Source organism: Massilia sp. BSC265 (assembly GCF_000740675.1).
GTDB lineage: Bacteria > Pseudomonadota > Gammaproteobacteria > Burkholderiales > Burkholderiaceae_D > Telluria.
Window position 1 is genome coordinate 35,282 of record NZ_JPXI01000018.1, and the last position, 22,889, is coordinate 58,170.

The 22,889-nt window shown below is 66.8% G+C and carries 19 protein-coding genes; 11 read left to right on the forward strand and 8 right to left on the reverse strand.

Features of this window, described 5'->3' with window-relative positions; all coding sequences use genetic code 11:
* Positions 1–167: 167 nt before the first annotated feature.
* From MA09_RS02655 to MA09_RS02670, 4 genes are all read left to right on the forward strand, one after another.
* The gene (locus MA09_RS02655) at positions 168–1,568 is read left to right on the forward strand and encodes an L-cystine transporter (protein ID WP_036245161.1); all 1,401 of its coding nucleotides are present in this window, start codon (positions 168–170) and stop codon (positions 1,566–1,568) included.
* Between the two features lie 110 nt (positions 1,569–1,678).
* Entirely contained in the window at positions 1,679–2,440 is a 762-nt protein-coding gene (locus tag MA09_RS02660) for a histidine phosphatase family protein (protein ID WP_036245164.1), read from the forward strand.
* Between the two features lie 9 nt (positions 2,441–2,449).
* Positions 2,450–3,469, forward strand: a complete 1,020-nt coding sequence (locus MA09_RS02665; protein ID WP_036245168.1) for an NAD(P)H-hydrate dehydratase — start codon at positions 2,450–2,452, stop codon at positions 3,467–3,469.
* Between the two features lie 249 nt (positions 3,470–3,718).
* Positions 3,719–4,171 (forward strand): hypothetical protein, encoded by a 453-nt coding sequence (locus MA09_RS02670; protein ID WP_051933106.1) that lies wholly within the window; start codon positions 3,719–3,721, stop codon positions 4,169–4,171.
* A gap of 433 nt (positions 4,172–4,604) precedes the next feature.
* On the opposite strand, the gene MA09_RS02675 is transcribed toward MA09_RS02670, so the two are convergent.
* The 3 genes from MA09_RS02675 to MA09_RS02685 form a co-directional block, all read right to left on the reverse strand.
* Positions 4,605–7,811 carry an efflux RND transporter permease subunit gene (locus tag MA09_RS02675; protein ID WP_036245170.1) on the reverse strand — a complete coding sequence of 1,069 codons (3,207 nt, stop codon included), beginning with the start codon at positions 7,809–7,811 and terminating at the stop codon, positions 4,605–4,607.
* 22 nt (positions 7,812–7,833) lie between these two features.
* Positions 7,834–9,021: an efflux RND transporter periplasmic adaptor subunit gene (locus MA09_RS02680; RefSeq protein WP_036245173.1), complete on the reverse strand. Its 1,188-nt coding sequence runs from the start codon at positions 9,019–9,021 to the stop codon at positions 7,834–7,836.
* A 250-nt stretch (positions 9,022–9,271) separates the two neighbouring features.
* Entirely contained in the window at positions 9,272–9,691 is a 420-nt protein-coding gene (locus tag MA09_RS02685; protein ID WP_036245176.1) for a divergent PAP2 family protein, read from the reverse strand.
* Between the two features lie 188 nt (positions 9,692–9,879).
* Between MA09_RS02685 and MA09_RS02690 the strand changes: the two genes are divergently transcribed.
* Together MA09_RS02690 and MA09_RS02695 are read left to right on the forward strand one after the other, a co-directional pair.
* Complete coding sequence (locus MA09_RS02690) at positions 9,880–10,926, forward strand: DUF475 domain-containing protein (protein WP_036245179.1); 1,047 nt, start codon at positions 9,880–9,882, stop codon at positions 10,924–10,926.
* 120 nt (positions 10,927–11,046) lie between these two features.
* Positions 11,047–11,451 carry a hypothetical protein gene (locus tag MA09_RS02695; RefSeq protein ID WP_036245182.1) on the forward strand — a complete coding sequence of 135 codons (405 nt, stop codon included), beginning with the start codon at positions 11,047–11,049 and terminating at the stop codon, positions 11,449–11,451.
* Positions 11,452–11,538: 87 nt separating this feature from the next.
* Here MA09_RS02695 and MA09_RS25450 read toward each other — a convergent pair whose 3' ends face one another.
* Together MA09_RS25450 and MA09_RS02705 are read right to left on the reverse strand one after the other, a co-directional pair.
* Complete coding sequence (locus MA09_RS25450) at positions 11,539–13,899, reverse strand: hypothetical protein (RefSeq protein ID WP_081897386.1); 2,361 nt, start codon at positions 13,897–13,899, stop codon at positions 11,539–11,541.
* 113 nt (positions 13,900–14,012) lie between these two features.
* A complete protein-coding gene (locus MA09_RS02705) occupies positions 14,013–15,020 on the reverse strand; it encodes a serine/threonine protein kinase (protein ID WP_036245184.1) in 1,008 nt (335 codons plus the stop codon).
* A gap of 89 nt (positions 15,021–15,109) precedes the next feature.
* Between MA09_RS02705 and MA09_RS02710 the strand changes: the two genes are divergently transcribed.
* Positions 15,110–15,802 (forward strand): UPF0149 family protein, encoded by a 693-nt coding sequence (locus MA09_RS02710; protein WP_036245186.1) that lies wholly within the window; start codon positions 15,110–15,112, stop codon positions 15,800–15,802.
* Here the strand turns inward: MA09_RS02710 and MA09_RS02715 are convergent.
* Positions 15,799–16,095, reverse strand: coding sequence for a hypothetical protein (locus tag MA09_RS02715; protein WP_152594538.1), 297 nt, complete (start codon positions 16,093–16,095; stop codon positions 15,799–15,801). The two genes, MA09_RS02710 and MA09_RS02715, sit on opposite strands and share 4 nt — an antisense overlap.
* Before the next feature lie 45 nt (positions 16,096–16,140).
* Here MA09_RS02715 and MA09_RS02720 point away from each other — a divergent pair, with 45 nt between their 5' ends.
* The gene (locus MA09_RS02720) at positions 16,141–17,091 is read left to right on the forward strand and encodes an MBL fold metallo-hydrolase (protein ID WP_036245189.1); all 951 of its coding nucleotides are present in this window, start codon (positions 16,141–16,143) and stop codon (positions 17,089–17,091) included.
* On the opposite strand, the gene MA09_RS02725 is transcribed toward MA09_RS02720, so the two are convergent.
* On the reverse strand, positions 17,069–19,600 hold the full coding sequence (locus MA09_RS02725) for an ATP-binding protein (protein WP_229440529.1): 2,532 nt from the start codon (positions 19,598–19,600) through the stop codon (positions 17,069–17,071). The genes MA09_RS02720 and MA09_RS02725 overlap by 23 nt on opposite strands.
* A 63-nt stretch (positions 19,601–19,663) precedes the next feature.
* Entirely contained in the window at positions 19,664–20,248 is a 585-nt protein-coding gene (gene orn / locus MA09_RS02730; protein WP_036245191.1) for an oligoribonuclease, read from the reverse strand.
* A 69-nt stretch (positions 20,249–20,317) separates the two neighbouring features.
* On the opposite strand from orn, the gene MA09_RS02735 reads away from it, so the two are divergent.
* From MA09_RS02735 to rsgA, 3 genes are read left to right on the forward strand one after another with little or no spacing between them, the layout of a single operon-like run.
* Positions 20,318–21,580 carry a M48 family metallopeptidase gene (locus MA09_RS02735; protein WP_036245193.1) on the forward strand — a complete coding sequence of 421 codons (1,263 nt, stop codon included), beginning with the start codon at positions 20,318–20,320 and terminating at the stop codon, positions 21,578–21,580.
* On the forward strand, positions 21,577–21,909 hold the full coding sequence (locus tag MA09_RS02740; protein ID WP_036245196.1) for a 4a-hydroxytetrahydrobiopterin dehydratase: 333 nt from the start codon (positions 21,577–21,579) through the stop codon (positions 21,907–21,909). The genes MA09_RS02735 and MA09_RS02740 overlap by 4 nt, the downstream gene beginning before the upstream one ends.
* The gene (gene rsgA, locus MA09_RS02745; RefSeq protein WP_036245198.1) at positions 21,906–22,820 is read left to right on the forward strand and encodes a ribosome small subunit-dependent GTPase A; all 915 of its coding nucleotides are present in this window, start codon (positions 21,906–21,908) and stop codon (positions 22,818–22,820) included. Before MA09_RS02740 ends, rsgA begins: the two co-directional genes overlap by 4 nt.
* Positions 22,821–22,889 lie beyond the last annotated feature (69 nt).

Genomic DNA, 22,889 nt, shown 5'->3' on the forward strand with positions numbered 1-22,889 from the left:
ATGTTGTCCCTGCGCTACAGCTGAGCTCGCCGCGACCCCTCTCCGCCTCCGTCCAAGCATGGCCGTCGCGTGGCCAGGCTCCTCCCCTGCTCCGGCGTCGATATCCATTTGGCTATAGAATGCTGCGATTGATTTCCGCAGCGCATCAGCTATTCGCAAAGGCTCCAATGAACTTCCCCGTCCTGATCAACCTGGTCGTCGCACTGGTCGCGTGCGTGCTGCTCTACCGCCTGCAGGCGAACCAGGTTTCGTTTACCAAGCGCGTGTTCACCGGCCTGGGCCTGGGCGTGGTGCTGGGAGCCGCCATGCAGGCCGTCCACGGCGCCGGTTCGTCCGACATCGCCGCTGCCAATGCCTGGCTGGACGTGGTCGGCAGCGGCTATGTGAAGCTGCTGCAGATGATCGTCATCCCCCTGATCATGGTCTCGATCGTGCAGGCCATCCTCAAGCTGCGCAATGCCGCCTCGCTCGGCACCATCAGCACGCTGACGATCGGCATCCTGATCGCCACCACCGTCGTGGCGGCCGCCATCGGCATCCTGATCGCCAAGCTGTTCGGCCTGAGCGCGGTCGGCCTGACGGCGTCCGCCGCGGAAGTGGCGCGCGGCGACTACCTGCAGGGCAACCTGGCCGCGGCGAAGGAGATCTCGCTGCCGTCCATGCTGCTGTCCTTCATCCCGGCCAATCCCTTCCTGGACATGACCGGCGCGCGCAAGACCTCGACCATCGCGGTGGTCGTGTTCTCGATCTTCATCGGCATCTCGGCCACCGGCATCGCCGGCAAGAAGCCCGAGGTGTTCGAGTCCTTCAGCGGCTTCGTCCATGTGGCCCACGTGATCGTGATGCGCATGGTCACCCTGGTGCTGCGCCTGACGCCCTTCGGCGTGTTCGCGCTGATGGCCAGGATGGTGGCCGGTTCGAGCCTGCAGGACATCCTCAGCCTGGCCAGCTTCGTCGCCGCCTCCTACTGCGCGCTGGCGCTGATGTTCCTCGTGCACCTGATGATGGTCGCGGGCAGCGGCCTGAACCCGCTGCGCTTCGTGGCGAAGATCTTCCCGGTGCTGGCCTTCGCCTTCACCTCGCGCACCAGCGCCGGTTCGATCCCGATGAGCGTGGCGACCCAGACCGCGCGCCTCGGCACGCCCGAAGGCATCGCCAACTTCGCCGCCTCTTTCGGCGCCACCATCGGCCAGAACGGCTGCGCCGGCATCTATCCGGCCATGCTGGCGGTGATGATTGCGCCGACCGTCGGCATCGATCCCTTCACCGCCTCCTTCCTGCTGCCGCTGCTGGCGATCGTCGCCTTCGGGTCGATCGGCGTGGCCGGGGTGGGCGGCGGCGCCACCTTTGCCGCCCTCATCGTGCTGTCGGCGATGGATCTGCCGGTGGCGCTGGCGGGCCTCCTGATTTCGGTAGAACCATTGATCGACATGGGCCGCACGGCACTGAATGTCAGCGGTTCCATTACCGCCGGTACGCTGACCAGCCGCGTCCTCGGACAGACCGATCTGCGCGTGTTTCATAGCGATGCGGAAATCAATTTAGACAGCGAATCGCAAGCTGTGTAAGAGGGCTCCGACGCCACGGCGAGCGTCTGCGGAAAGCCCGCAATCGTGCGCTTTCGGCCCGTCGAATCCGTCTATGATGATGTCATGTCAATATCAAAGACGGGTAGGTGATGGAACAAAAGTGGCCACAGGAAGTCTGGCTGGTCAGGCATGGACAAAGCGCCGGCAACGTCGCGCGGGAGCTCGCTGAAGCGTCCGCCGGGCACCGCATCGACATCGCCCACCGCGACGTCGACGTCCCCCTGTCCGAGCTGGGCGAGCGCCAGTCGCAGGCGCTCGGTTCCTGGTTCGCCTCGCTGCCGCCCGAGCAGCAGCCGACGGTGGTCCTGTACTCGCCCTATGTACGCGCCGCAGAAACCGCCAACATCCTGATGCAGCGCCTGGATCGATCGCGCATGGTGGTCGAATCCGACGAGCGCCTGCGCGAAAAGGAATTCGGCATCCTCGACCGCCTCACCACCTACGGCATCGCGCACCACCACCCCGAGCTCTACGAACAGCGCCAGCACGTCGGCAAGTTCTACTTCCGCCCGCCCGGCGGCGAAAGCTGGTGCGACGTGATCCTGCGCCTGCGCAGCGTGGTCGATACCCTGAACCGCGAGTTCTGCCGCGAACGTGTGCTCATCGTGGCGCACCAGGTCACGGTCAATTGCTTCCGCTACCTGTTCGAGCGCCTTGACGAAAAAACCATCCTCGAATTCGACCGCGCCGGCGACGTGCCGAACTGCTCGGTCACCTCCTACGAATACGACCCCGGCCTCGGCAAGGGCGGCCATCTCGCCCTGCGCCTCGTCAACTTCGTGGCGCCGCTCGAATCGAGCGGCACCCCCGTCACCGCCAGCAAGGACCTGCCTGCCGCACCGAAGGCATAAGCCCATCCAATGGAACCGCTCATCGACACGCTCAGCGATACCCGTCCGCGCGCCACTGCCGTGCAGGACGTCGACGCAGCCCTGCTGCGCGGCTGGCCGGTGCCGATGCCGGCCGTCGAAGGCGACAAGGAAATCCGCGGCCATGTGCTGGTGCTGGGCGGCTCCTGCGAAATGCCGGGTGCGGTCATCCTGGCCGCCACCGCTGCGCTGCGCGCGGGCGCCGGCAAGCTCACCATTGCCACCGGCCAGAGCGTGGCCCAGCTGGTGGCCCTGGCCATGCCCGAGGCACGCGTCATCGGACTGGCCGAGCAAGCGAGCGCCGGTTTCAGCATGGACGCGCTCGCTTGCCTCGACCCGTTGGCCGAGCGCGTCGACGCGGTGCTGATCGGACCGGGCATGCGCGACGAGCCGGCCACGGCCGCGCTGGTGCATGCATTGCTGCCGCGCCTGGAAGCAGCCGGGGCGCAACTGGTGCTGGACGCCTGCGCCATGGGCGCGCTGCTGCATCCGCCTGCAGGCTGGCCCCCAGGCGCGCCCTGGCGTTTCGAGCGTCCCGTCATCCTCACGCCGCACGCAGGCGAGATGGCACACCTGACCGGGACGCCCAAGCAGGACATCAATGATGCGCCCGACCCGCGCGCCCTGGAGGCGGCACGGGCCTGGAATGCGGTGGTCGCATTAAAAGGTGCGCGCACTGTCATCGCAACGCCGGATGGAACGTTGTACCAACATGAAGGCGGCAACGTGGGCCTGGCCATCTCCGGATCCGGCGACGTGCTGGCCGGTGTCATTGCCGGCCTCGCCGCCCGCGGGGCGCCGCTGGACCAGGCCACCTGCTGGGGCGTGGCGCTGCATGCGCGTGCCGGCGAGCGCCTCGCCGAGCGCATGGGCACATTGGGATATCTAGCGCGGGAAATATCACAAGAGATACCTGCGCTGTTGGAACAGATCGCAGGCAAGTATGCCGGCGACACCGAGACCATCCGGCAAACGCCGGTGGGCCGGGGAACGGGAATCGACCATTCCTGATCACCGGCATTCCGTGGCCTAGTGCGGCGGAATCGAGTACGACAGTATGCGATTCGACGAACTGGCGGCCCAGCCACCAGTCTAATCAGGTCGATTCGTGCACTGACCGGGGCCGCGTATTGCGTCGGTTCCCTGATGGTTCCACTGCTGGGTTCCCGAACCCTCAGAGGACCTAACCTGGCGCCGTAGTAGCCCAAGGCCTCACCTGGACGCTGCGGCACAAGATAGACGTGAACGAGGAGTTAAACAATGAAAGCACTGACCAAAGCACCAAAAATCCTGCTGACTGCTGCTGTGTTGGCCTCCCTGCTGGGCGCTTGCCGCAAGAACGAGCCGGCGACCGACACCACGACCACCACGCCGGACACCTCGGCCACCACCCCGAGCACCACCTCGGGCGCCACCGGCACCACGGGTGACACCGGCACCGGTGCAACCGGCACCGGCACCACCGGCACCACCGGCGACATGGGCACCGGCGCAACCGGCACCGGCACCACCGGCGCAACCGGCACCACCGGCGACACCTCCGGCACCGGCGCGACCGGTACCACCGGCACTGGCGCAACCGGCACCACCGGCACCGGCGCAACCGGCACCGGTACCTCGGGCACTTCGGGCACCACCGGCACTACCGGTTCGGGCACCGGCGGCACCGGCGGCACCACCGGCGGCACCACCGGCGGCACCTCGGGCGGCTGATCCGCCATCCGCCTGGCAACGAACGGGGCCCGCGCTGCGGGCTCCGGGACTTCCGGCTAACACTGGAAGCTGGTTTCGTGGCCGTATTTGCAGCGGCGATCGCCAGCCCGGCAGGGCTGGCTTAGTCGTTTCCTGCGTTGCCTCCTCCAAAGGTCCAACTAACCTTTCGGGCTCGGTTGCCGCTCCCCAGCGCTGAAGCTGCCGGCTCCAGCCTTCTCAAGCATCCCCTTTCGTTCTGCGCGTCTGCGCTCCTGCGCTTTCGCTGCCACGCCTTCACGTCGCTCTTCGGGTTCCGGCGTACTCGCCAGGACCTGCCGCACGCCGTCGTTCTACCCTCCCGCGTACCTTGCGCGCATTCCGCGGCGATGTCGCGGCGAAAAAAAAAGCCAGCCCGAAGGCTGGCTCTTGCGGCAGGCGAAGCTGCGCGCGGCGCTTATGCCGGCTGCGGGGTTCCGCGGCCGCGGCCCGAGACGAAGCGGCCGATGAACACGATGACACGGAACACGAAGCGCACCAGGGTCAAGGTCAGGATGGCCTCGACGAAGGTCACCAGGAAGGCCAGGGCCGAATTGTAGCGCTTGGCGCGGCGGCCGAACTTGGCCGCCATGCGGTCGCGGGCGATCTCGATACTGTCGTAGAAGGTCGGGACGACGAGCAGGGTCAGCAGCGTCGAGGTGATCACGCCGCCGATGATCGCGATGGCCAGCGGCTGGTAGAACTGGCCCGCATCACCGAACGCCATCGCCACCGGGAACATACCTGCGATCAGCGCAAAGGTCGTCATCAGGATCGGACGCAGGCGCTTGCGGCCGGCCTGCATCAGCGCTTCTTCACGGTCCATGCCTTCCTTTTCCAGGACGCGGGCGGCGTCGATCAGCAGGATCGCGTTCTTTGCCACCAGGCCCATCAGCATCAGGACGCCGATCATGCTCATCAGGTTGAGCGTGTTCTTGGTCAGGATCAGGGCCAGCACGACGCCGATCAGCGACAGCGGCAGCGACAGCATCACGCCCACCGGTGCGGTGAAGGAGCCGAACTGCATCACCAGGATCAGGTACATCAGCAGGATGCCCGAGAACAGCGCGATGATCATCTCGGTGAACAGTTCCTGCTGGTCTTCACCCTGGCCGCCCAGCGACAGGCCGTAGCCCGGCGGGAAGTCGAAGCTCTTGGCCAGTTTCATGGCGTCGGCGGTCACTTCGCCGGCCGAACGGCCCTGGGCGTTGGCCGACACGGTGATCAGACGCTCGCCGTTCTTGTGGCGGATGGCTGACGGGCCCTTGCCCATGGTAATGGTAGCGATCTGCTCGAGCGGCACCATCATGCCGGTGCCGGCCACGGCGATCGGCAGGCGCTCGATGCTGTCGGTGTTGACGCGGTCGTCCGGATGCAGGCGCACGGCGACGTCGCGGGTCTCGCTGGTCGGGTCGACCCAGTCGCCCACTTCGATGCCTGCGAAGGCCACGCGCAGGGCCTGGGCGGCGTCGTTCACCGAGATGCCCATGGCGTTGGCCAGGCCGCGGTCGAGCACGATCTGCAGTTCGTTCTTCGGATCCTGTTCCGACAGGGTCACGTCGACGGCGCCCGGCACGGCGCGCAACTTCTCCATGTAGGCGGAAGTCAGTTCCATCAGTTTGCGCGAGTCCGGGCCGGTGAACTCGATCTGGACCGGCTTGCCGTTGCCGCCCAGGTCGTCGATGACGGTGTACTCGGCGCCGACCAGCGGAGCGATCTTGGCGCGCAGTTCGGCGCCGATCTCGGCACCGGTGCGCTTGCGCTTGCTGCGCTTGCCGATGTCGACGTAGACACGGCCGCCGTCCAGGTTGACGTAGCTGTTGGTGTCCTTGGTTTCCGGGATCGAACGGGCCGCCTCGGCAGCCGCTTCCACCTTGCGGCGTGCGTATTCCAGGCTGGACGAGGCCGGCGTGCGGATCTCGACCATGATGGTGCCGTGGTCGCTCTTCGGCAGGAAGCTCGAGCCGCCGAAGGCCATGTGCAGGCCGATCGCGCCGACGAAGCTGAGGACGGCGATGGCGCCCATCCACTTGCGGTGGTGCAGTGCCCATTCGATCACGCGGCCGTAGCGGTCGGCCTGGTGGTCGAACCAGATGTTAAAGCGTTGCAGCACGCGGCTCAGTCCCTTCTTCGGGGCATGGGCGTGGTCAGGCGGGTCGCCCCAGTAGGCCGACAGCATCGGGTCGAGCGTAAACGAGATCAGCAGCGACACGATCACCGAGCAGGTCACGGTCAGTGCGAACGGACGGAACCATTCTCCGGACACGCCCGGCATGAAGGCCACCGGCACGAACACGGCCATGATCGAGAACGTGGTCGCGGCCACGGCCAGGCCGATCTCGGCGGTACCTTCCAGGGCGGCGGTGCGACGATCGGAGCCCATTTCCATATGGCGCACGATGTTTTCCCGCACCACGATCGCATCGTCGATCAGCACGCCGATCGCCAGCGACAGGCCCAGCAGGGTCATGAAGTTCAGCGTGAACCCGCACAGCCACACGGCGATGAAGGCGGCCAGCACCGAGGTCGGCAGCGACAGCGCGGTGATCAGGGTCGAACGCCAGGAATTCAGGAAGGCGTACACCACGAAGATGGTCAGGATCGCACCCAGCACCAGGGCTTCGATCACGTTGTTCAGGCTGCTCTGGGCCTGTTCGCCGCCGTCCTGGACGACGTCGAGCTTGGTACCCTGCGGCATTTCCTTGTTGGCCTCTTCGACCACCTGGTGGACGCGCTTGGCCAGCGACACGGTCGAGGCATCGGGCGAACGGGCAATGTGCAGGCCGACGTTCGGCTTGCCACTGCGAATCGACAGGCTATTGACGTCCGCAAAGCCGTCCTTGATCTCGGCCACCTGGTTCAGGCGCACGATCTGGTCGCCGTTGCGCTTGACCACGATCTGGGAGAAGTCTTCGGGACGCTCGATGCGGCCGACCAGGCGGATGCCCTTCTCGTCCAGCTCGCTGCGCAGCTTGCCGACCGGGGCATTGGTGTTCTGGGTGCGCAGGGCGTTGGTGACTTCCGACACCGAGACATTGAACTCACGCAGTTTCTCTGCGCGCAGCAGGACCGACAGCTCGCGGCGCAGGGCGCCGTTCACGTTCACGGTCGAGACGCCTTCGATAGCGCGGAACTTATCGGCCAGCACGTCTTCAGCATAGCGCGAGATGTCGGCGTGCGACTGCGTGCTCGACGACAGCGCCAGCTGCATCACCGGCTGGGCGCTCATGTCGAAGCGGCGCAGCACCGGCTCGCGCATCTCGACCGGCAGCTTGTAGCGCACCGCGGCGATGGCGTTGCGCACGTCGTCCGACGCTTCGATGACGTTGCGGCCGAAGTTGAACTCCATCCAGATCGACACGCCGCCTTCGTACGAGTTGGAATTGATCTCGGTAACGCCCTGGACCGCCAACAGCTGCTTTTCCAGGCGGTTGGTGATCTCGCGCTCGACGGTCTCGGGCGACGCGCCCGGATACGGGATGTTGACCGAGAGTCCTGGCTGCTCGACGTCCGGGTTCTGGTTGACCTTCAGTTTGGACAGGGCAAGCAGGCCGATCAACATCATCGCCACGATCATGACGACGGTCGCAACCGGTCTCTTGACACTAAAATTAGACAGGAACATTTGTTTTATCCTTATTTCCCTATTACTTGCCCTGCACCGCGACCTGATTGGCCGCGCTCGCGCTGGCCACCAGCGCGGTCGGCAACTCGACCTTCTGGCCATCCTTCAGATTCGAGCTCGGCGAGCGCAGTACGATGTCGCCGGCGACCAGGCCCTGCTTGACTTCGACGTTGCCGGTGCGCGGATCGCGCGCGCCGACTACCAGGGGAACCTTGTTCAGGGTCTTGTCCCGGATGCGCCACGTATAGGCGCTGTCGCCAGCCTTGACCATCGCGCCTTCCGGCAGCATCAGGGCGCTGGTGCTCTGGGCGTCGATGCGGCCTTCGGCGTACAGCCCGGCCACCTTCGGCTGGGCCTTGTCGGCGAACTCCACCACCACCTCGACCTGGCGGGTGACGGCGTTGGCGGCCGGGTCGATGCGCTTGACGACGCCGGCGAACTGCTGCTCGCCATAGCCGTTGACGCGGAAATTGACCTTCTGGCCGAGCTTCACGTTGGCGATCTCGTCGGCCGAGACCCTCGCCTGGAAGCGCATGCTGTTCGGGTCGATGACCTTGACCAGTTCCTTGCCGATGGTGGCGGTGTCGCCGGCCGAGACCTTGCGCTCGGAGACGATGCCGTCGAACGGGGCGCGCACCACGGTGCGCGACAGCTGCTGGCGGGCGGTGGCGGCGCGGCTCTTGGCGGCCGACAGTTCGCTCTGGGCGCTGTTGCGGCGCACTTCGGCCTCATCCAGGCCGACGGCCGAGGTCATGCCCGAGGCGCGCAGGGTTTTCATGCGCTCCAGCTGGCGGTTGGCCTGGTCCAGGGCCTGGGTGGCGGCACGCACTGCCTCGTCGGCGGACGCGACGGTATCGCGGATCGCGGTTTCATCCAGGCGTACCAGCACGTCGCCGCGCTTGACCGGTTCGCCGTTCTCGCGCAGGACCTGCAGCACCACGGCCGAGACCTCGGCGCGCAGGTCGGCCTTGCGCTCCGGCTGGATCGAACCGGTGACGACCGGGCCGCTCGACAGGGTGTCGTTCTGGATGGTCAGCACGTCTTCCGAGGCAACCTTCAGCTGCGAGGGACGCTTGTCCTTCGGATCATCCTTGCCGGCCTGGGCGGTTTGGGCACCTTCTTGGCCCGGCTTGGCAGGCTCCTTGGACTCCTTGCTGCAGGCGACGAGCGCCGAGGCGATGGCAAGGACGAGTAGTGATTTGCGCAGCATGTGGTTCTCCAGAGAAGGACTCAGTATGTGTTCTTGTAAAAATGCAGAAATGCGGATATGAACAGCCAGCGCGCAGTATCAAGTAGTGCCCTACCAACTTCAAGTGACGACTCTGCATACTGCGGAATTCGAGGGATGAAATGCGATATTTCGCGACGAGCTGCATTCCAGGCGGACTGAAACGTGCCCATTTCCGGACAATGCGCGGACAGGCGGACGTCCGGAACTGTCCGCCCATGTATTTACCCGCTCAGGCGCCGAAGACGGCGTGGATCAGGAAGCCCATGCCGATGCCGGTGGCAATGCCGCCGCCGATCTCCACCAGGGTGTGGCCCATGCGCTCGCGCAGGACGGTGTGGCCGACGGCCTCGCGCGCCAGGCGGTTGATCGCCGCGGCCTGGCGGCCCACGTGCTGGCGCAGGCTGTTCGCGTCGATCATCACGATGAAGGCCAGGGTCACCGCAACGCCGAAGGCCGGATGGCCGATCCCCTCGCGCAGCGCGATCAGGGTCGCCATGCTGCTGACGACGGAGCTATGGTTGCTGGGGAAGCCGCCGTTGCCCACCAGGTTGAAGGCCCAGCGGCGCTGGCGCGCACTGGTAATCAAGAACTTGATCGGGCCGACCACCATCCAGGTCAGCACGGGTGTTACGAGGTATGCGAGATCCATGTCCTAATCCAGGTGAAGATAATTGCTGCAGGCAGGCCGATGCCCATGCCTGATGCCGGGCGGAATTATCTCAGAAGCAAGGCCGCGCCGATATAAAAACCGCGAGCAATCAAGGACATCCGTAGCGCCGCCACACCACCTGGGACGGTAATATTCCTCCAATTAGACGGGACAGGCAAGGGGGCGGTATGCGGCATTTCCGGTTGTCGATTGCGGTCACGGTCATCCTGATGGGCCTGGCTGGCTGGTGGGGCTACGAGCATGGCGGGATCGGCGGCATGCTGCATGCGCTCTGGATCACGGCCATCCTCGGCGTGCTCGAAGTGTCGCTTTCTTTCGACAATGCGGTGGTGAACGCCTCGGTCTTGCGCGGCTGGAACGAGTTCTGGCGCAAACTGTTCCTCACGGTCGGCATCCTGGTGGCCGTGTTCGGCATGCGCCTGATCTTCCCGCTCGTCATCGTGTCGGCGGCGACCGGGCTCGGCCTGGTCGAGGTCTGGCACATGGCGATCGACAACCCGAAGGAGTACTCGCGCCACCTGACCGAGAAGCACGCCGAGGTGGCGTCCTTCGGCGGCGCCTTCCTGATGCTGGTCTTCCTGAACTTCCTGTTCGACGAACAGAAGGAACTGCACTGGCTCGGCTGGATCGAGGAAAAAGTCGGCAAATACGGTACCGAGGGCCTGGCCATCGCCATCACCCTGCTGGCGGTATGCGGCGCCATGTATTTGATGGAGCCGGCGCGCAAGCTGCCGGTCCTGATCGCCGGCGTCACCGGGGTGCTGATCTACATCGGGGTGAAATGGCTCAGCGCCCTGCTCGAGAAGGAAGAAGAAGACCCGGCGGTGGGCCGCATGATCGCCCAGGGCAGCATCGGCGGCTTCCTCTACCTCGAGGTGCTGGATGCCTCGTTCAGCTTCGACGGCGTGATCGGGGCCTTCGCGATCACCAACGATGTCGTGATCATCATGCTGGGCCTGGCCATCGGCGCCATGTTCGTGCGCTCGATGACGGTGTTCCTGGTCTACAAGGGCACGCTGGAAGAATTCGTGTTCCTGGAACATGGGGCGCACTATGCGATCGGCATCCTGGCGACCATCATGTTCATCAGCGTCCACTATCACATTCCCGAGTGGTTCACGGGGCTGTCGGGGCTGGCCTTCATCCTGGTGTCGCTGTGGTCCTCGGTGCGCTACCGGCGGCGCCACGCGCACCTTGCCAAGAAACTGGCCTGAGAGGGCTTGTGCACCGGGGACGTCGCTCCCGGCAGTTTGTGATTTTGCCCATCCGTGGCAGAATGTGCCCGGCTGCGATACTGCCATCCTGACAACTCAACCCACGTTTACTCCTAGACCATGCCGAAACGCGCTACCGCCATCCTCCTGTCCGCCATCGCCGCGATCATCGTGCTGTTCGCGCTGTACACCTGGTTCACCCTGACGTGGTCGTATTCGGAAGGCGAACGGGCGGGCTACCTGCAGAAGTTTTCCAAGAAAGGCTGGCTGTGCAAGACCTGGGAAGGCGAGATCCTGCTGTCCAGCATGCCGGGAGCGATTCCGGAACGCTTTGCCTTCACCGTGCGCGATGAAGCGGTGGTAAAGCAGTTGCAGAGTGCGATGGGCCAGCGGGTGCAGATCACCTACGAGCAGCACGTGGGGATTCCGACCACCTGCTTCGGCGAAACGCAATATTTTGCAACCCGGGCGAGCACGGGACCGGTGAATCCGGTAGCGCCGAGCGAGGCGCCGCAGTCGCAGTGATACGCCCCACGTATTAGTAAGGGGGTAATGATATGCGCGGCATATCACGCTCACGGAATGCATGCGCTGCATCATTAGCGCAAGGAATTACTCCCCGGTCTTCCTCTGATTGAGGATGACATCCGCCAGCCTGGTTGCCGCATGCGACGCCGACGCCTGCTGGGTGCTCTTGAACCGTCCCAGCACTTCGCGCGTGATATTCACCGAGGCCACACGATGCTCGGCCTCGGCCTTGCGTTCGCCGATGGCCTGATCGAGCCCCGCCAGCTCCTGCGTCTGCTCCTCATGACGCTGCGCCTCCAGTGCCGCCAGTTCCTTGCGCGCGTCCGCCATGCGCCGGGTCGCTTCAGCCGCCTTGCGCTGCATCTCGGCGTGGCGCTGGGCGTACTCCAGCAGTGCCCGCTGGGCCTCGCGCTTCTCGACCGCGGCCTGGAGCGCGGCCTGTTCCGCCATCTCGCGCTCGCGCGCCAGCCTTGCCTGTTCTTCCTCGGCCGCGGCGCGCGCCTGGGCGGCCTGGGCCGCCGCCTGTTCGGATGCCAGCCGTGCGGCGGCCGCCTCGTTGGCGCGCGCATCGGATGCCGCCTGCTGGCGCTGCGCGGCCAGCTTGCGCTCGACCAGGGCCAGCGATTCGCGCGCAGCCTCGGTCGCCGCACGTTCTTCAAGCACGGCCGCGTCAAGCAGTTCCCGCTGGCGCCGCTCGGCCTCGGCGCGCTCCGCCTGCACCCGGGCCAGTTCGGCCGCGCGGCGCGCCTGCTCGCGCTGGGCGCCGGCTGCCGCCTCGGCATGCTCCGCTTCCTCGATCGCCGCTCGCGCCAGCGCCCGCTGCGCTTCCAGGGCCGCCTCCTGCGCCGCTTCCGCGCGGCGCTCGCCATCGAGCTGCTCGCGTAATTGCGCGGCGGCCGCCTCGGCCGCCCGGGCACGCGCCTCGGCGGCCCGTGCCAGCTCGTGTTCGGCCTGCAGGCGCTCACCCTCCCGCGCCAGCGCCGCTTCCTCGCTTGCCGCGCGCTCGCGCTCGGCCTGGGCCAGGCGCTCGGCCTGCTCGGCGCGCAAGCGAGCCGCCGCCAAGGCCTGCTGCTGCACTTCGGCCTGCTGGCGCACCGCGGCCATCGCCGCCTCCTCCAGCGCGTTTTCCTGCGCCCTGGCATCGGCCGCGGCCTGGGTCAGGCTTGCCCGTTCTTCGGCCAGCGCGCGCTGGCGCTGTTCCTCCTCGGCCAGGCGGCGCGCCGCCTGGGCCGCCGCTTCATCGGCGGCGGCACGCTCGCGCGCATGCTGGGCCGCCACGGCCTCGGCATCCAGCCGCGCCTGCACCTGCAGGCTGGCCTCTTCTTCGGCACGGGCGCGCTCCTCGGCCACGTCGCGCAGCTTGCGGTCGGCCTCGATGCGCGCCTCGGTCGCGGCCAGGATGCGGGTCTCGGCCTCGCGCCGGGCCTCGGCGCCGGCGGCGGCCATCTGCTCCAGCCGTTCGCGGTGGGTCGCGGTGTCGCGCAATTCCTTCTCGGTCTGCAGGCGCATGCGCAGCGATTGGGCCGCGACACGCTCGGATTCGGCCTGGGCCTGCGCGGTCGCCTCGCGTTCCTGCTCGATATGGGCCAGGGCGCGCGCTTCTTCCAGCGCCCGCGCCTCGGCCGCGGCACGGGCAAAGGCGGCGGCCAGCGCCACCTGGTCGGCGCGCTCGCGCTGCTGGGTCAGTTCCAGCGCCTCGGCTTCGGCCTGGGCCAGCTTCTCGGCGGTCTGGCGGGCGGCGCGCTCGGCCCGCTCGCGCTCGCGCGCCAGGATCGCCACGCGCGCGTCGGCGCTGGCGTTGTGCAGCACTTCTTCCTTGGCCGCTTCCACCGCCGCCATGCGCTCGGCCGCCTGCAGGCGCGCCTGCTCGGTCTGGACCAGCAGCTCCTCGGCGGCCTTCGCAGCCTGGGCCGCCATCTCGGCCTGGGCTTCCACCTGGGCGGCGGCGCGGCGGCGCGCCTCTTCTTCGAGCCGTCCGCGCGATTCGAGCGCCATCCGGGTCTCGGTTTCCTGCTGCACGCGCGCGCGCAGCTCGGCGGTCTCCTGGCGGATCGCTTCCAGCCGATCGCTTGAGGCCTGGGCGGCGGCGCGCAGCGATTCGAGGCGCTCGCGCTCGGCGGCGATCGCCTCTTCCGACGCCTGGGCGCTGGCCAGCGCGGCGGCCGTCGCGGCGGCATCCAGTGCGGCGCGCTCTTCGGCCAGCGAACGGGCGCGCGCCTCGGCATGGGCGCGGCTCTCGGCGGCGACATTGGCCTTGGCCTCGGCCTCGACGCGGGCGATGGCCTCCTGGATCTCGCGCATGTCCATCGGGCCGCGGCCGGCCGCCGGTGCCGGTGGCCGTGGCGGCTCGACCGGCGCCTGCGGCACGACACTCCCGGCATGGGAAAGGTCGATCGTGAAGTCGCTATCGTCGTACTTGTCGTGCTCGGGCTTGATGGGTTCCATGGCGTTCTCGGTGACGTTCTCGCTGAAGGACGCAGGCGGCGTCCACCCCATTATCCGGGAAATTGCGCGCGCATGTCACGCCGAACTGGACGGCAAAACAGGCGCAATTCCCGCTATACGGGCCACAAGGGCGGCTCGTCCATCAGCGCCACCTGCTCGCGCAGCTCCAGGATGCGATCCTGCCAGTAGCGCTGGGTGTTAAACCACGGAAAAGCCGCCGGGAAGGCCGGATCGTCCCAGCGCATTGCCAGCCAGGCCGAGTAATGGATCAGGCGGAGAGTGCGCAGCGCCTCGACCAGGTAGAGCTGGCGCGGGTGGAATTCGCAGAAGTCCTCGTAGCCGGCCAGCACGTCGGCCATCTGGCCCACCATCTCCTGGCGCTCGCCCGAGAGCAGCATCCACAGGTCCTGCACCGCCGGGCCCATGCGGCTGTCGTCGAAGTCGACGAAGTGCGGGCCGTCCGGGGTCCACAGCACGTTGCCGCCGTGGCAGTCGCCGTGCAGGCGCAGGGGCGGCAGCTCGCCGGCCCGGTCGTAGCAGCGCGCCACCCCCTCGAGCGCCTGCTCGACCACGCTGGACCAGGTCGCCGTCAGCTCGGGCGGGATGAAGCCGTGGGCGCGCAGGAATTCGAAAGGTTCGCGTCCGAAGGTCTGCGGGTTGATCTCGGGCCGCGCCCCGTACGGCCGTGCCGCTCCGACGGCGTGGATGCGGCCGATGAAGCGCCCGATCCATTCCAGGGTGCGCGAGTCGCCCAGCTCCGGGGCCCGTCCGCCGCGGCGCGGGAATACGGCGAAGCGGTAGCCGGCGTAGCTGTGCAGCGTGCGCCCGTCGATGATCGTCGCCGGTACCACGGGAATCTCCTGCTCGGCCAGCTCGGCCACGAAAGCGTGTTCCTCGAGGATGGCCTCGTCGCTCCAGCGCTCGGGCCGGTAGAACTTGACGACCACCGGCGCGCCCTCCTCCAGGCCGACCTGGTAGACGCGGTTTTCGTAGCTGTTCAGCGCCAGCAGGCGGCCGTCGCCGTACAGGCCGACGCTCTCGACGGCCTCCAGCACCGCTTGCGGGTCGAGCCGGGAATACGGGTGGGTGTGCTTGCTTGTTTCAATAGACGGATTCTCCATCCGCGCATTGTACGCGCCACGCAGGTTTTCTATGCTCTTCGCCCACGCAGGCGTTACACTGGCGCCTTCATATGAAACAAGAGCACCCCATGCATCTCGACGAGCCCCTTACCGATAAAGAATTCGACGAACTCGACCAGTTCCTGCTGTCCGACCGCTCCCCCGAGGACGCGATGACGATGGACACCCTGCACGGCTACCTGACCGCAATCGCGATCGGCCCGGAAACCATCATGCCGGCCGAGTGGCTGCCGCGCGTCTGGGGCGAGGACGGCAAGCAGGCGCCGAAGTGGAAGAACAGCAGGGAAGAGCAGCGTATCGTCAACCTGATCATGCGCTTCATGAACGAAGTCCTGATCACCTTCGAAGCCGCGCCGAAGGAATTCGAGCCGCTGTTCTGCGAGCACGAGGTCGGGGGCGACAACCTGATCGACGCCGAAGCCTGGTGCTGGGGCTTCTGGGAAGGCATGGAACTGCGTCCGGGTTCGTGGGAAGCGATCTGGGATTCGGAAGTGGCCGAACTGATGCGCCCGATCTACCTGCTGGGCGCCGACGAGATCGACGAGACCGAACTGCCGGAGGTCGAAGACCCGCGCAAGGCGCACGGGCTGGCGCTGGAGATCGAAGCCAACATCCCGGCCATCTACCGCTACTGGCTGCCGCGCCGCAAGGCCGCGGTCGAAACCGTCAAGCGCGAGGAACCGAAGGTCGGCCGCAACGACGACTGCCCTTGCGGCAGCGGCAAGAAGTACAAGAAGTGCTGCGGCGCCGACGCCGGCTAGGCTGCGTCACGCCCGCGGGGCGGCTGTTCAGGCGCGGCCGCCACGCAGCCGCCCTCCATTACCCCCAGATCGAGTCCCACCAGCAGGTCGCCGGGCTGCACCCTCCCGGCCAGCCTGCCCTCCCCGTCCACCACGAACACCTGTTTCGCCCCGTCGTGGAAGCGCCTCACGAGTGCCGTGACCGGCGCCCTTGCCTCGACGGCGACGAAATCCGGCTCGACCAGCTTGCGCAGACGCGTCTTCTCCCGCGCAAACGGTGAGCATTCCTCTATGCAATCATGTACGATGCGCAACACACTGCGGCAGCTTGCTGCAGAAACCAGACACAAGGACCCGCGATGAAAACAATCCAACAACGTACCCTGTCCGCCCTTGCCCTTGCCGCCGCATGCTTCGCCGGCTCCGCCCTGGCCGCCGCCCCGATGGCGAAAACCCCGGCCCCGGGCTACAGCCGCATCATGCTCGGCCAGTTCGAAATCACCCCGCTGTCGGACGGCACGGTGGACCTGCCGGTCGACCAGTTGCTGGCCCAGGATGCGAAGAAGACGGCCGCTGCCCTGGCCGCGTCGCACCTGAAGACGCCGCTGGAAACCTCGGATAACGCCTACCTGGTCAACACCGGCAGCAAGCTGGTCCTGATCGACACCGGCGCCGGCAGCTTCTTCGGCCCGACCCTCGGCAAGCTGGTCGCCAACATGCAGGCCGCCGGCTACCAGCCCGGACAGGTCGACGAGATCTACATCACCCACTTCCACGGCGACCACGTCGGCGGCCTGGTCGACAACTCGGCGGCCGTGTTCCCGAACGCGACCGTGCGCGCCAGCAAGGCGGAATCGGATTACTGGCTGAGCCAGGCGAACATGGACAAGGCCAAGGACAAGGCCCCCTTCCAGGGTGCCCAGGCTGCGCTCGGCCCCTACGTGAAGGCCGGCCGCTTCAAGCCTTTCGAAGGCAGCGTCGAGCTGGTGCCGGGCATCCGCGCCAACCCGACCGGCGCCCACACCCCGGGCCACACCACCTACCTGGTCGAGAGCGGCGGCCAGAAGCTGCTCGTGATCGGCGACCTGATCCACGTGGCAGCCGTGCAGATGGATAATCCGGGCGTCACGATCCAGTTCGACAGCGACCAGAAGGCCGCAGCCAGAGCGCGCAAGAAGGAATTCGACGCCGCGGCCAAGGGCGGCTACATGATCGGGGGCGCCCACCTGCAGTTCCCGGGCTTGGGCTACCTTGCCACTTCCGGCAAGGGCTACCGCTACATCCCGGTCAACTACACCCAGATGCGCTGAGAAAGCGCGCCGACACCTGGGCGGCGTCCTGCGGCGCCGCCCGCACCTCGTCGAGCAGGCGCACCAGCGCGTCGAAGTCGACCGGCTTGACCAGGTGATGCTGGAAGCCGGCCGCCAGGGCCTGCTCGCGGTCCTGCTGCTGTCCATAGCCCGTGACGGCCATCAGCACGCTTGACGCGGTTTCTGGCTGGGCGCGCAGGCGCCGCGCCAGTTCGCGGCCGTCGATGCCGGGCAAGCCGATGTCGAGCAGGCACACGTCGGGCGCCACGCTGCGGGCCCGGTCCAATGCCCGGAACGGCTCGTGCTCGACCACCACCTCGTGGCCGTGCGCCGCCAGCAGCAGGCCGAGGGTCTCGGCCGCATCCACGTTGTCGTCCACCACCAGGATCCTGAGCGGCTGCGGCGCTCCCGCCTGCACAGCGGGCAACGCGGCCGGAGGCGCTCCGGATTCTGCATTCGCCAATAGCGGCAGGGTGATCACGAAGGTGCTGCCCTTGCCCAGCCCCGGACTCGAGCAGGCGACCGATCCGCCCTGCAGCTCGACCAGATTGCGCACCAGGGCCAGGCCCAGTCCCAGACCGCCCTGCGAGCGGTCCGACGAGCGCTCGGCCTGCGTGAACAGGTCGAATACCCGCTCCGTCAGCTCCGGCTCCATGCCGATGCCCTCGTCGCGCACGCTGATCACCAGGGCACTCCTGCCCTTACGTGTCCCCACTTCGGCCCGCACTTCGGCGCGCACGTCGATGGCGCAGGCCTCCGGGGTGTACTTGGTGGCGTTGCCGAGCACGTTGGCCACCACCTGCACCAGGCGCGCCTTGTCGCCTTCGACCTGGGCCCACGAGGGCGGCAGGTGCACCGACAATCGCTGGCGCCTCGCATCCATCGCAGGCTTGACCTGCTCCACCGCTTCCTGCACCACGCCGCGCATGCCGACCGGAGACCGCTCGAGCGTGATCAGCCCGCGCGTGACGCGCGAGACGTCCAGCAGGTCATCCACCAGTCGCGTCATGTGGCGCACCTGGCGCCCGATGATGTTGCTGCTCTGGCGCACCCGGGCTTCCTCGAGCCGGCCGATGCGCAGCAGTTCGGCGGCGGCGCTGATCGGGGCCAGCGGGTTGCGCAACTCGTGGGCCAGCATGGCCAGGAACTCGTCCTTGCGGCGGTCGGCCTCGACCAGCTTTTCCTCGGCCAGCTTGCGGTCGGTGATGTCGCGGAAGAAGGAGGCGATGCTGCCGTCCTGCATCGGGTAGGCGCGCACCTCGGTCCAGATGCGCTCGCCGTCGGGGAAGGTGTGCGCATAGATCGCGGCCGAGGCGACGCGGGTGCCCATCACCTCGCGGTACATGCGGCCGGCGTCCATGTCGACCGTGTGCGGGAACACTTCCCAGTGGTTGCGCCCGATGACGTCCTGGGCCTTCACGCGGCACAGCCGCAGGCCCTCGGCGTTCATCTCGACGATGTTCCAGTCGGCGTCGAACACGGCGAAGCCTTCGGCGATGGTGTCGAAGATGTGGCGGCTGCGGTCGCGTTCCGCACGCAGCGCGGCCTGGGCGCGCGCGGTCTCGGCCGCCGCCCAGGTGCGCTCGGCCACGTCGCGCGCCAGCTGCACGTCGTCGTCGCTCCAGTGGCGCGCCTGCGGGCAGTCGATCCCGAGGCAGGCCGTGAGCCGGCCCGATTTCACCAGCGGGATGGCCAGCAGCGAGCCGATCTGGTCGGCAATGTAGGCGCTGCGGTAGCCGATGGTGCGCACGTCGCGCGCGGTGTCATGGATGCGCACGATGTCGCCTGCGCGCAGGGCCGCGCCCACGGCGGGGCCGAACTCGTCGAGGCTGAAGCTCGGGCGGGACGGCTTGCGACCGTCGCGCGCCCACCGGCGCGGCACCGAGAAGCGCCCGCTGGCTTCATCCAGTTCGGCGTACACCACCCGCCCCGCATGCAGTTCGCCGCCCAGCAGCGCGCTGGCGGTGGCGATCACTTCCTCGCTCGATGCGAGCGGGCGCAGCGCGTCCGACACGGTCAGCTCGAAGGCCGCGCGGCGCTCGGCGGCGACGCGACGCGTGGTTTCGATCACCGTGCAGAACAAGCCTGCCACCTGGCCGTCGTCGCCGATCAGGGGCGCATGCGAGAAGGTGAAGGTGGCGCGCTCGGGATAGCCGCGCCGGGTGACGGTCATCGGCATGTCCTCGAAATACACCGGCTTGCCCGACAGGGCGCGGTCGATCAGCGGCACCATGTCCTTCCAGACCTCGGCCCACAGGTCGCGGAAGCGCGCGCCGAGCGCGCGCCCGTGCTTCTGCCCGAGCAGCGGCGTGTAGGCATCGTTGTAGAGGAAGATCAGGTCCGGCCCCCAGGCCAGGAACATGGGAAAGGCCGAGTGCAGCACCATGTCGACGGCCGTGCGCAGCGCCGCTGGCCAGTCCGCCGGCGGACCGAGCGGAGTCTGGCTCCAGTCATGGCGGCGGATGCGCATGCGCATGCCGTCATCGATGGTGTGCGTGGGGAAGGACATGGTCCGATTGTCGCACACCTCTCATTGCCTGCCGCACATATTTGCAGGCAGGAAATAGTTTTATCAGAGTTTGATGAAGTGCTCGCGGTAGTAGCGCAGTTCCTCGATCGACTCGACGATGTCGGCAAGGGCGGTGTGCTTCTGGTGCTTCTTGAAGCCGGACGCCAGTTCGGGCTTCCAGCGGCGGCACAGTTCCTTCAGGGTCGACACGTCCAGGTTACGGTAGTGGAAGAAGGCTTCCAGCTTCGGCATGCCGCGCGCCATGAAGCGGCGGTCCTGGCAGATCGAGTTGCCGCACATCGGCGACTTGCCTGCCGGGACGTACTGCTTGAGGAAGGCGATCAGTTCCAGCTCGGCCTGCGCTTCGGTGACGGTCGAGGCCTTGACGCGGTCGATCAGGCCGGAGCGGCCGTGGGTGCCCTTGTTCCAGTTGTCCATCTTGTCCAGGGTTTCGTCGGACTGGTGGATGGCGAACACCGGGCCTTCGGCGATGATGTTCAGGTCGGGGTCGGTGACAACCACGGCGACTTCGATGATGCGGTCGTTGTCCGGGTCCAGGCCGGTCATTTCCATGTCGAGCCAGACCAGGTTGAATTCGTTCGGACGCACGGCCGCGCCTGCGCCTTCGGTTTGTGTAGCTTGTGACATAATTCTCTCTTCGCTTATGGGTACCGCACTAATTTTTGGCGTAATCCTGCATTTTCTCACAGGCACAGCATGTCTTCACTCGGGTTTTCGGTATTGTTCGTCGTTTTCTTTGCGCTGACGCTGGGCGTGCGCTTCTGGCTGGCCAACCGGCACATCCGGCATGTGCTGCGCCACCGCGCCAGCGTACCGGCCGAGTTTGCGCCAAAGGTGCCGCTCGCGGCGCACCAGAAGGCGGCCGACTATACGGTGGCCAAGACCCGCCTCGGGATCGCTTCGATGCTGTGGGGCGGCGTGGTGCTGATCGGCTTCACCCTGCTGGGCGGCCTGCAGGCCATCTCAACCGCGCTGCTGGGCGTCACCGGCCCGGGCATGACGCACCAGATGGCCCTGGTGGTCGCCTTCGCGATTCTGTCCGGCCTGCTCGACCTGCCCTTCGACTGGTACCGCCAGTTCGTGCTGGAAGAACGCTTCGGCTTCAACAAGATGACACCGAGCCTGTGGATTGCCGACATGCTCAAGGGCGCGCTGGTGGGCGCCGTGATCGGCCTGCCGCTGCTGTGGGTGATCCTGGCCCTCATGGAGAAAAGCGGCGACCTGTGGTGGCTGTGGGCCTGGTGCGTGTGGAGCGGCTTCCAGCTCCTGATGATGGTGCTCTACCCAACCGTGATCGCGCCGATGTTCAACAAGTTCACCCCGCTGCAGGATGCGAGCCTCAAGGAGCGCATCGAAGGCCTGATGGCGCGCGTCGGTTTCGCCGCGAAAGGCCTGTTCGTGATGGACGGCAGCAAGCGCAGCGCGCACGGCAATGCCTACTTCTCCGGCTTCGGCAGCAACAAGCGCATCGTGTTCTTCGACACCCTGCTGTCGCGCCTCGACCCGCACGAGATCGAGGCCGTGCTCGCGCACGAACTGGGCCACTTCAAGCTGCGCCACATCATCAAGCGCATCGTGGTGATGTTCGCGCTTTCCCTGGGCTTCCTGGCGTTGCTGGGCTACCTGAAGAACCAGGCCTGGTTCTACACGGGCCTGGGCGTGCTGCCGATGATGGGGGCCCCGAACGACGGCATGGCCCTGATCCTGTTCGCGCTGGTGCTGCCGACCTTCACCTTCGTGCTGTCGCCGCTCAACTCGATCACTTCGCGCAAGCACGAGTTCGAGGCGGACGCCTTCGCCGCCAAGCATACCGACAGCAGCTACCTGGTGTCGGCCCTGGTCAAGATGTATGAAGACAATGCCTCGACCCTGACGCCGGACCCGCTGCACTCGGCCTTCTACGATTCGCACCCGCCGGCATCGGTGCGGGTGAAACACCTGATGACGGGGGCCGCATGAAGCTCATCGACCAGCACTGCACCCACGGCGCCCCCGCGCTCGACCCTGCCACCATCCCTGCGCGCCTCGCCGAGGTACCGGAATGGCAGGCCATCGACGGCACCATCGCCCGTGACTACGCCTTCCCCAGCTACCGCGCCACGATCGCCTTCGTGAACGCGGTAGCGAGCATGGCCGAGGCACAGAACCACCATCCCGACATGACGGTCGGCTACCGCCGCTGCACCGTGGCCTACACGACCCACTCGGCCGGCGGCGCGCTGACCGACAACGATTTCATCTGCGCGGCCCGGGCCGACGCAATCTACGCGCAAGGACCGGCTGCATGAGCGACCGCATCGACAACCTCACCGGTACCATCATCGCCGCCCACGGCCGCCACTACCTGGCCGATGCGAACGGCGAAAAGCTGCAGTGCGTCACGCGCGGCAAGAAGACCAACGTGGCCGTCGGCGACGTCGTGTTCCTGAAGCGCACCTCGAGCGACCAGGCCGTGATCGAGAAGATTGCCGACCGCACCACCCTGCTCTACCGCTCGGACCAGTACAAATCGAAACTGCTGGCGGCGAACATCTCGCGCCTGTTCATCGTCGTCGCCACCGAACCGAGCTTCGCCGACGACCTGGTCTCGCGCTCGCTGGTGGCGGCCGAGGCGGCAGGCATCGAAGCCCACATCATCCTGAACAAGGTCGACGTCGAGGAACCGCTGGCGCGCGCCCGCGAGCGTGCCGGCCTGTACGCCTCGCTCGGCTATCCGGTGCACGAGCTGTCGGCCCGCGCGCGGCCCGAACAGGCGGTGGAGACCCTGATGCCCCTGCTCGCCGGCCAGTCCTCGATCTTCATCGGCCAGTCGGGCATGGGCAAGTCGTCCCTGATCAACCTCCTGGTGCCGGACGCCGACATCGCCGTGCGCGAGATCTCGGAAGCGCTCGACACCGGCAAGCACACCACCACCTTCACGCGCCTGTACTGGCTGCCCGATGTTTCGTCCTCCGGCGCCTCGATCATCGATTCGCCCGGCTTCCAGGAGTTCGGGCTGTACCACCTGACCGAAGGGATGCTGGAGCGCGCCTTCGTCGAGTTCAAGCCCTACCTTGGCGGCTGCAAGTACTACAACTGCCGCCACCTGGCCGAGCCCAGTTGCGCGGTGCTGGGCGCGGTCGAGGAAGGAAAAATTGCGAAGATGCGCCACCAGCTGTATGCGCAGCTGCTGCACGAGTCGTCGCAGACTTTGTATTGACACGCTTCTTGTAGGGTGGGCAGGTTTTCCTGCCCACCCTACGAAAATCAGCACTTTCCCTAACGTCAA

Coding starts and splice junctions, on each gene's coding strand:
- MA09_RS02655 (WP_036245161.1), top strand. CDS start 168: ATGAACTTCCCCGTCCTGATCAACCTGGTCGTCGCACTGGTCGCGTGC.
- MA09_RS02660 (WP_036245164.1), top strand. CDS start 1,679: ATGGAACAAAAGTGGCCACAGGAAGTCTGGCTGGTCAGGCATGGACAA.
- MA09_RS02665 (WP_036245168.1), top strand. CDS start 2,450: ATGGAACCGCTCATCGACACGCTCAGCGATACCCGTCCGCGCGCCACT.
- MA09_RS02670 (WP_051933106.1), top strand. CDS start 3,719: ATGAAAGCACTGACCAAAGCACCAAAAATCCTGCTGACTGCTGCTGTG.
- MA09_RS02675 (WP_036245170.1), bottom strand. CDS start 7,811: ATGTTCCTGTCTAATTTTAGTGTCAAGAGACCGGTTGCGACCGTCGTC.
- MA09_RS02680 (WP_036245173.1), bottom strand. CDS start 9,021: ATGCTGCGCAAATCACTACTCGTCCTTGCCATCGCCTCGGCGCTCGTC.
- MA09_RS02685 (WP_036245176.1), bottom strand. CDS start 9,691: ATGGATCTCGCATACCTCGTAACACCCGTGCTGACCTGGATGGTGGTC.
- MA09_RS02690 (WP_036245179.1), top strand. CDS start 9,880: ATGCGGCATTTCCGGTTGTCGATTGCGGTCACGGTCATCCTGATGGGC.
- MA09_RS02695 (WP_036245182.1), top strand. CDS start 11,047: ATGCCGAAACGCGCTACCGCCATCCTCCTGTCCGCCATCGCCGCGATC.
- MA09_RS25450 (WP_081897386.1), bottom strand. CDS start 13,899: ATGGAACCCATCAAGCCCGAGCACGACAAGTACGACGATAGCGACTTC.
- MA09_RS02705 (WP_036245184.1), bottom strand. CDS start 15,020: ATGGAGAATCCGTCTATTGAAACAAGCAAGCACACCCACCCGTATTCC.
- MA09_RS02710 (WP_036245186.1), top strand. CDS start 15,110: ATGCATCTCGACGAGCCCCTTACCGATAAAGAATTCGACGAACTCGAC.
- MA09_RS02720 (WP_036245189.1), top strand. CDS start 16,141: ATGAAAACAATCCAACAACGTACCCTGTCCGCCCTTGCCCTTGCCGCC.
- MA09_RS02725 (WP_229440529.1), bottom strand. CDS start 19,600: ATGTCCTTCCCCACGCACACCATCGATGACGGCATGCGCATGCGCATC.
- orn (WP_036245191.1), bottom strand. CDS start 20,248: ATGTCACAAGCTACACAAACCGAAGGCGCAGGCGCGGCCGTGCGTCCG.
- MA09_RS02735 (WP_036245193.1), top strand. CDS start 20,318: ATGTCTTCACTCGGGTTTTCGGTATTGTTCGTCGTTTTCTTTGCGCTG.
- MA09_RS02740 (WP_036245196.1), top strand. CDS start 21,577: ATGAAGCTCATCGACCAGCACTGCACCCACGGCGCCCCCGCGCTCGAC.
- rsgA (WP_036245198.1), top strand. CDS start 21,906: ATGAGCGACCGCATCGACAACCTCACCGGTACCATCATCGCCGCCCAC.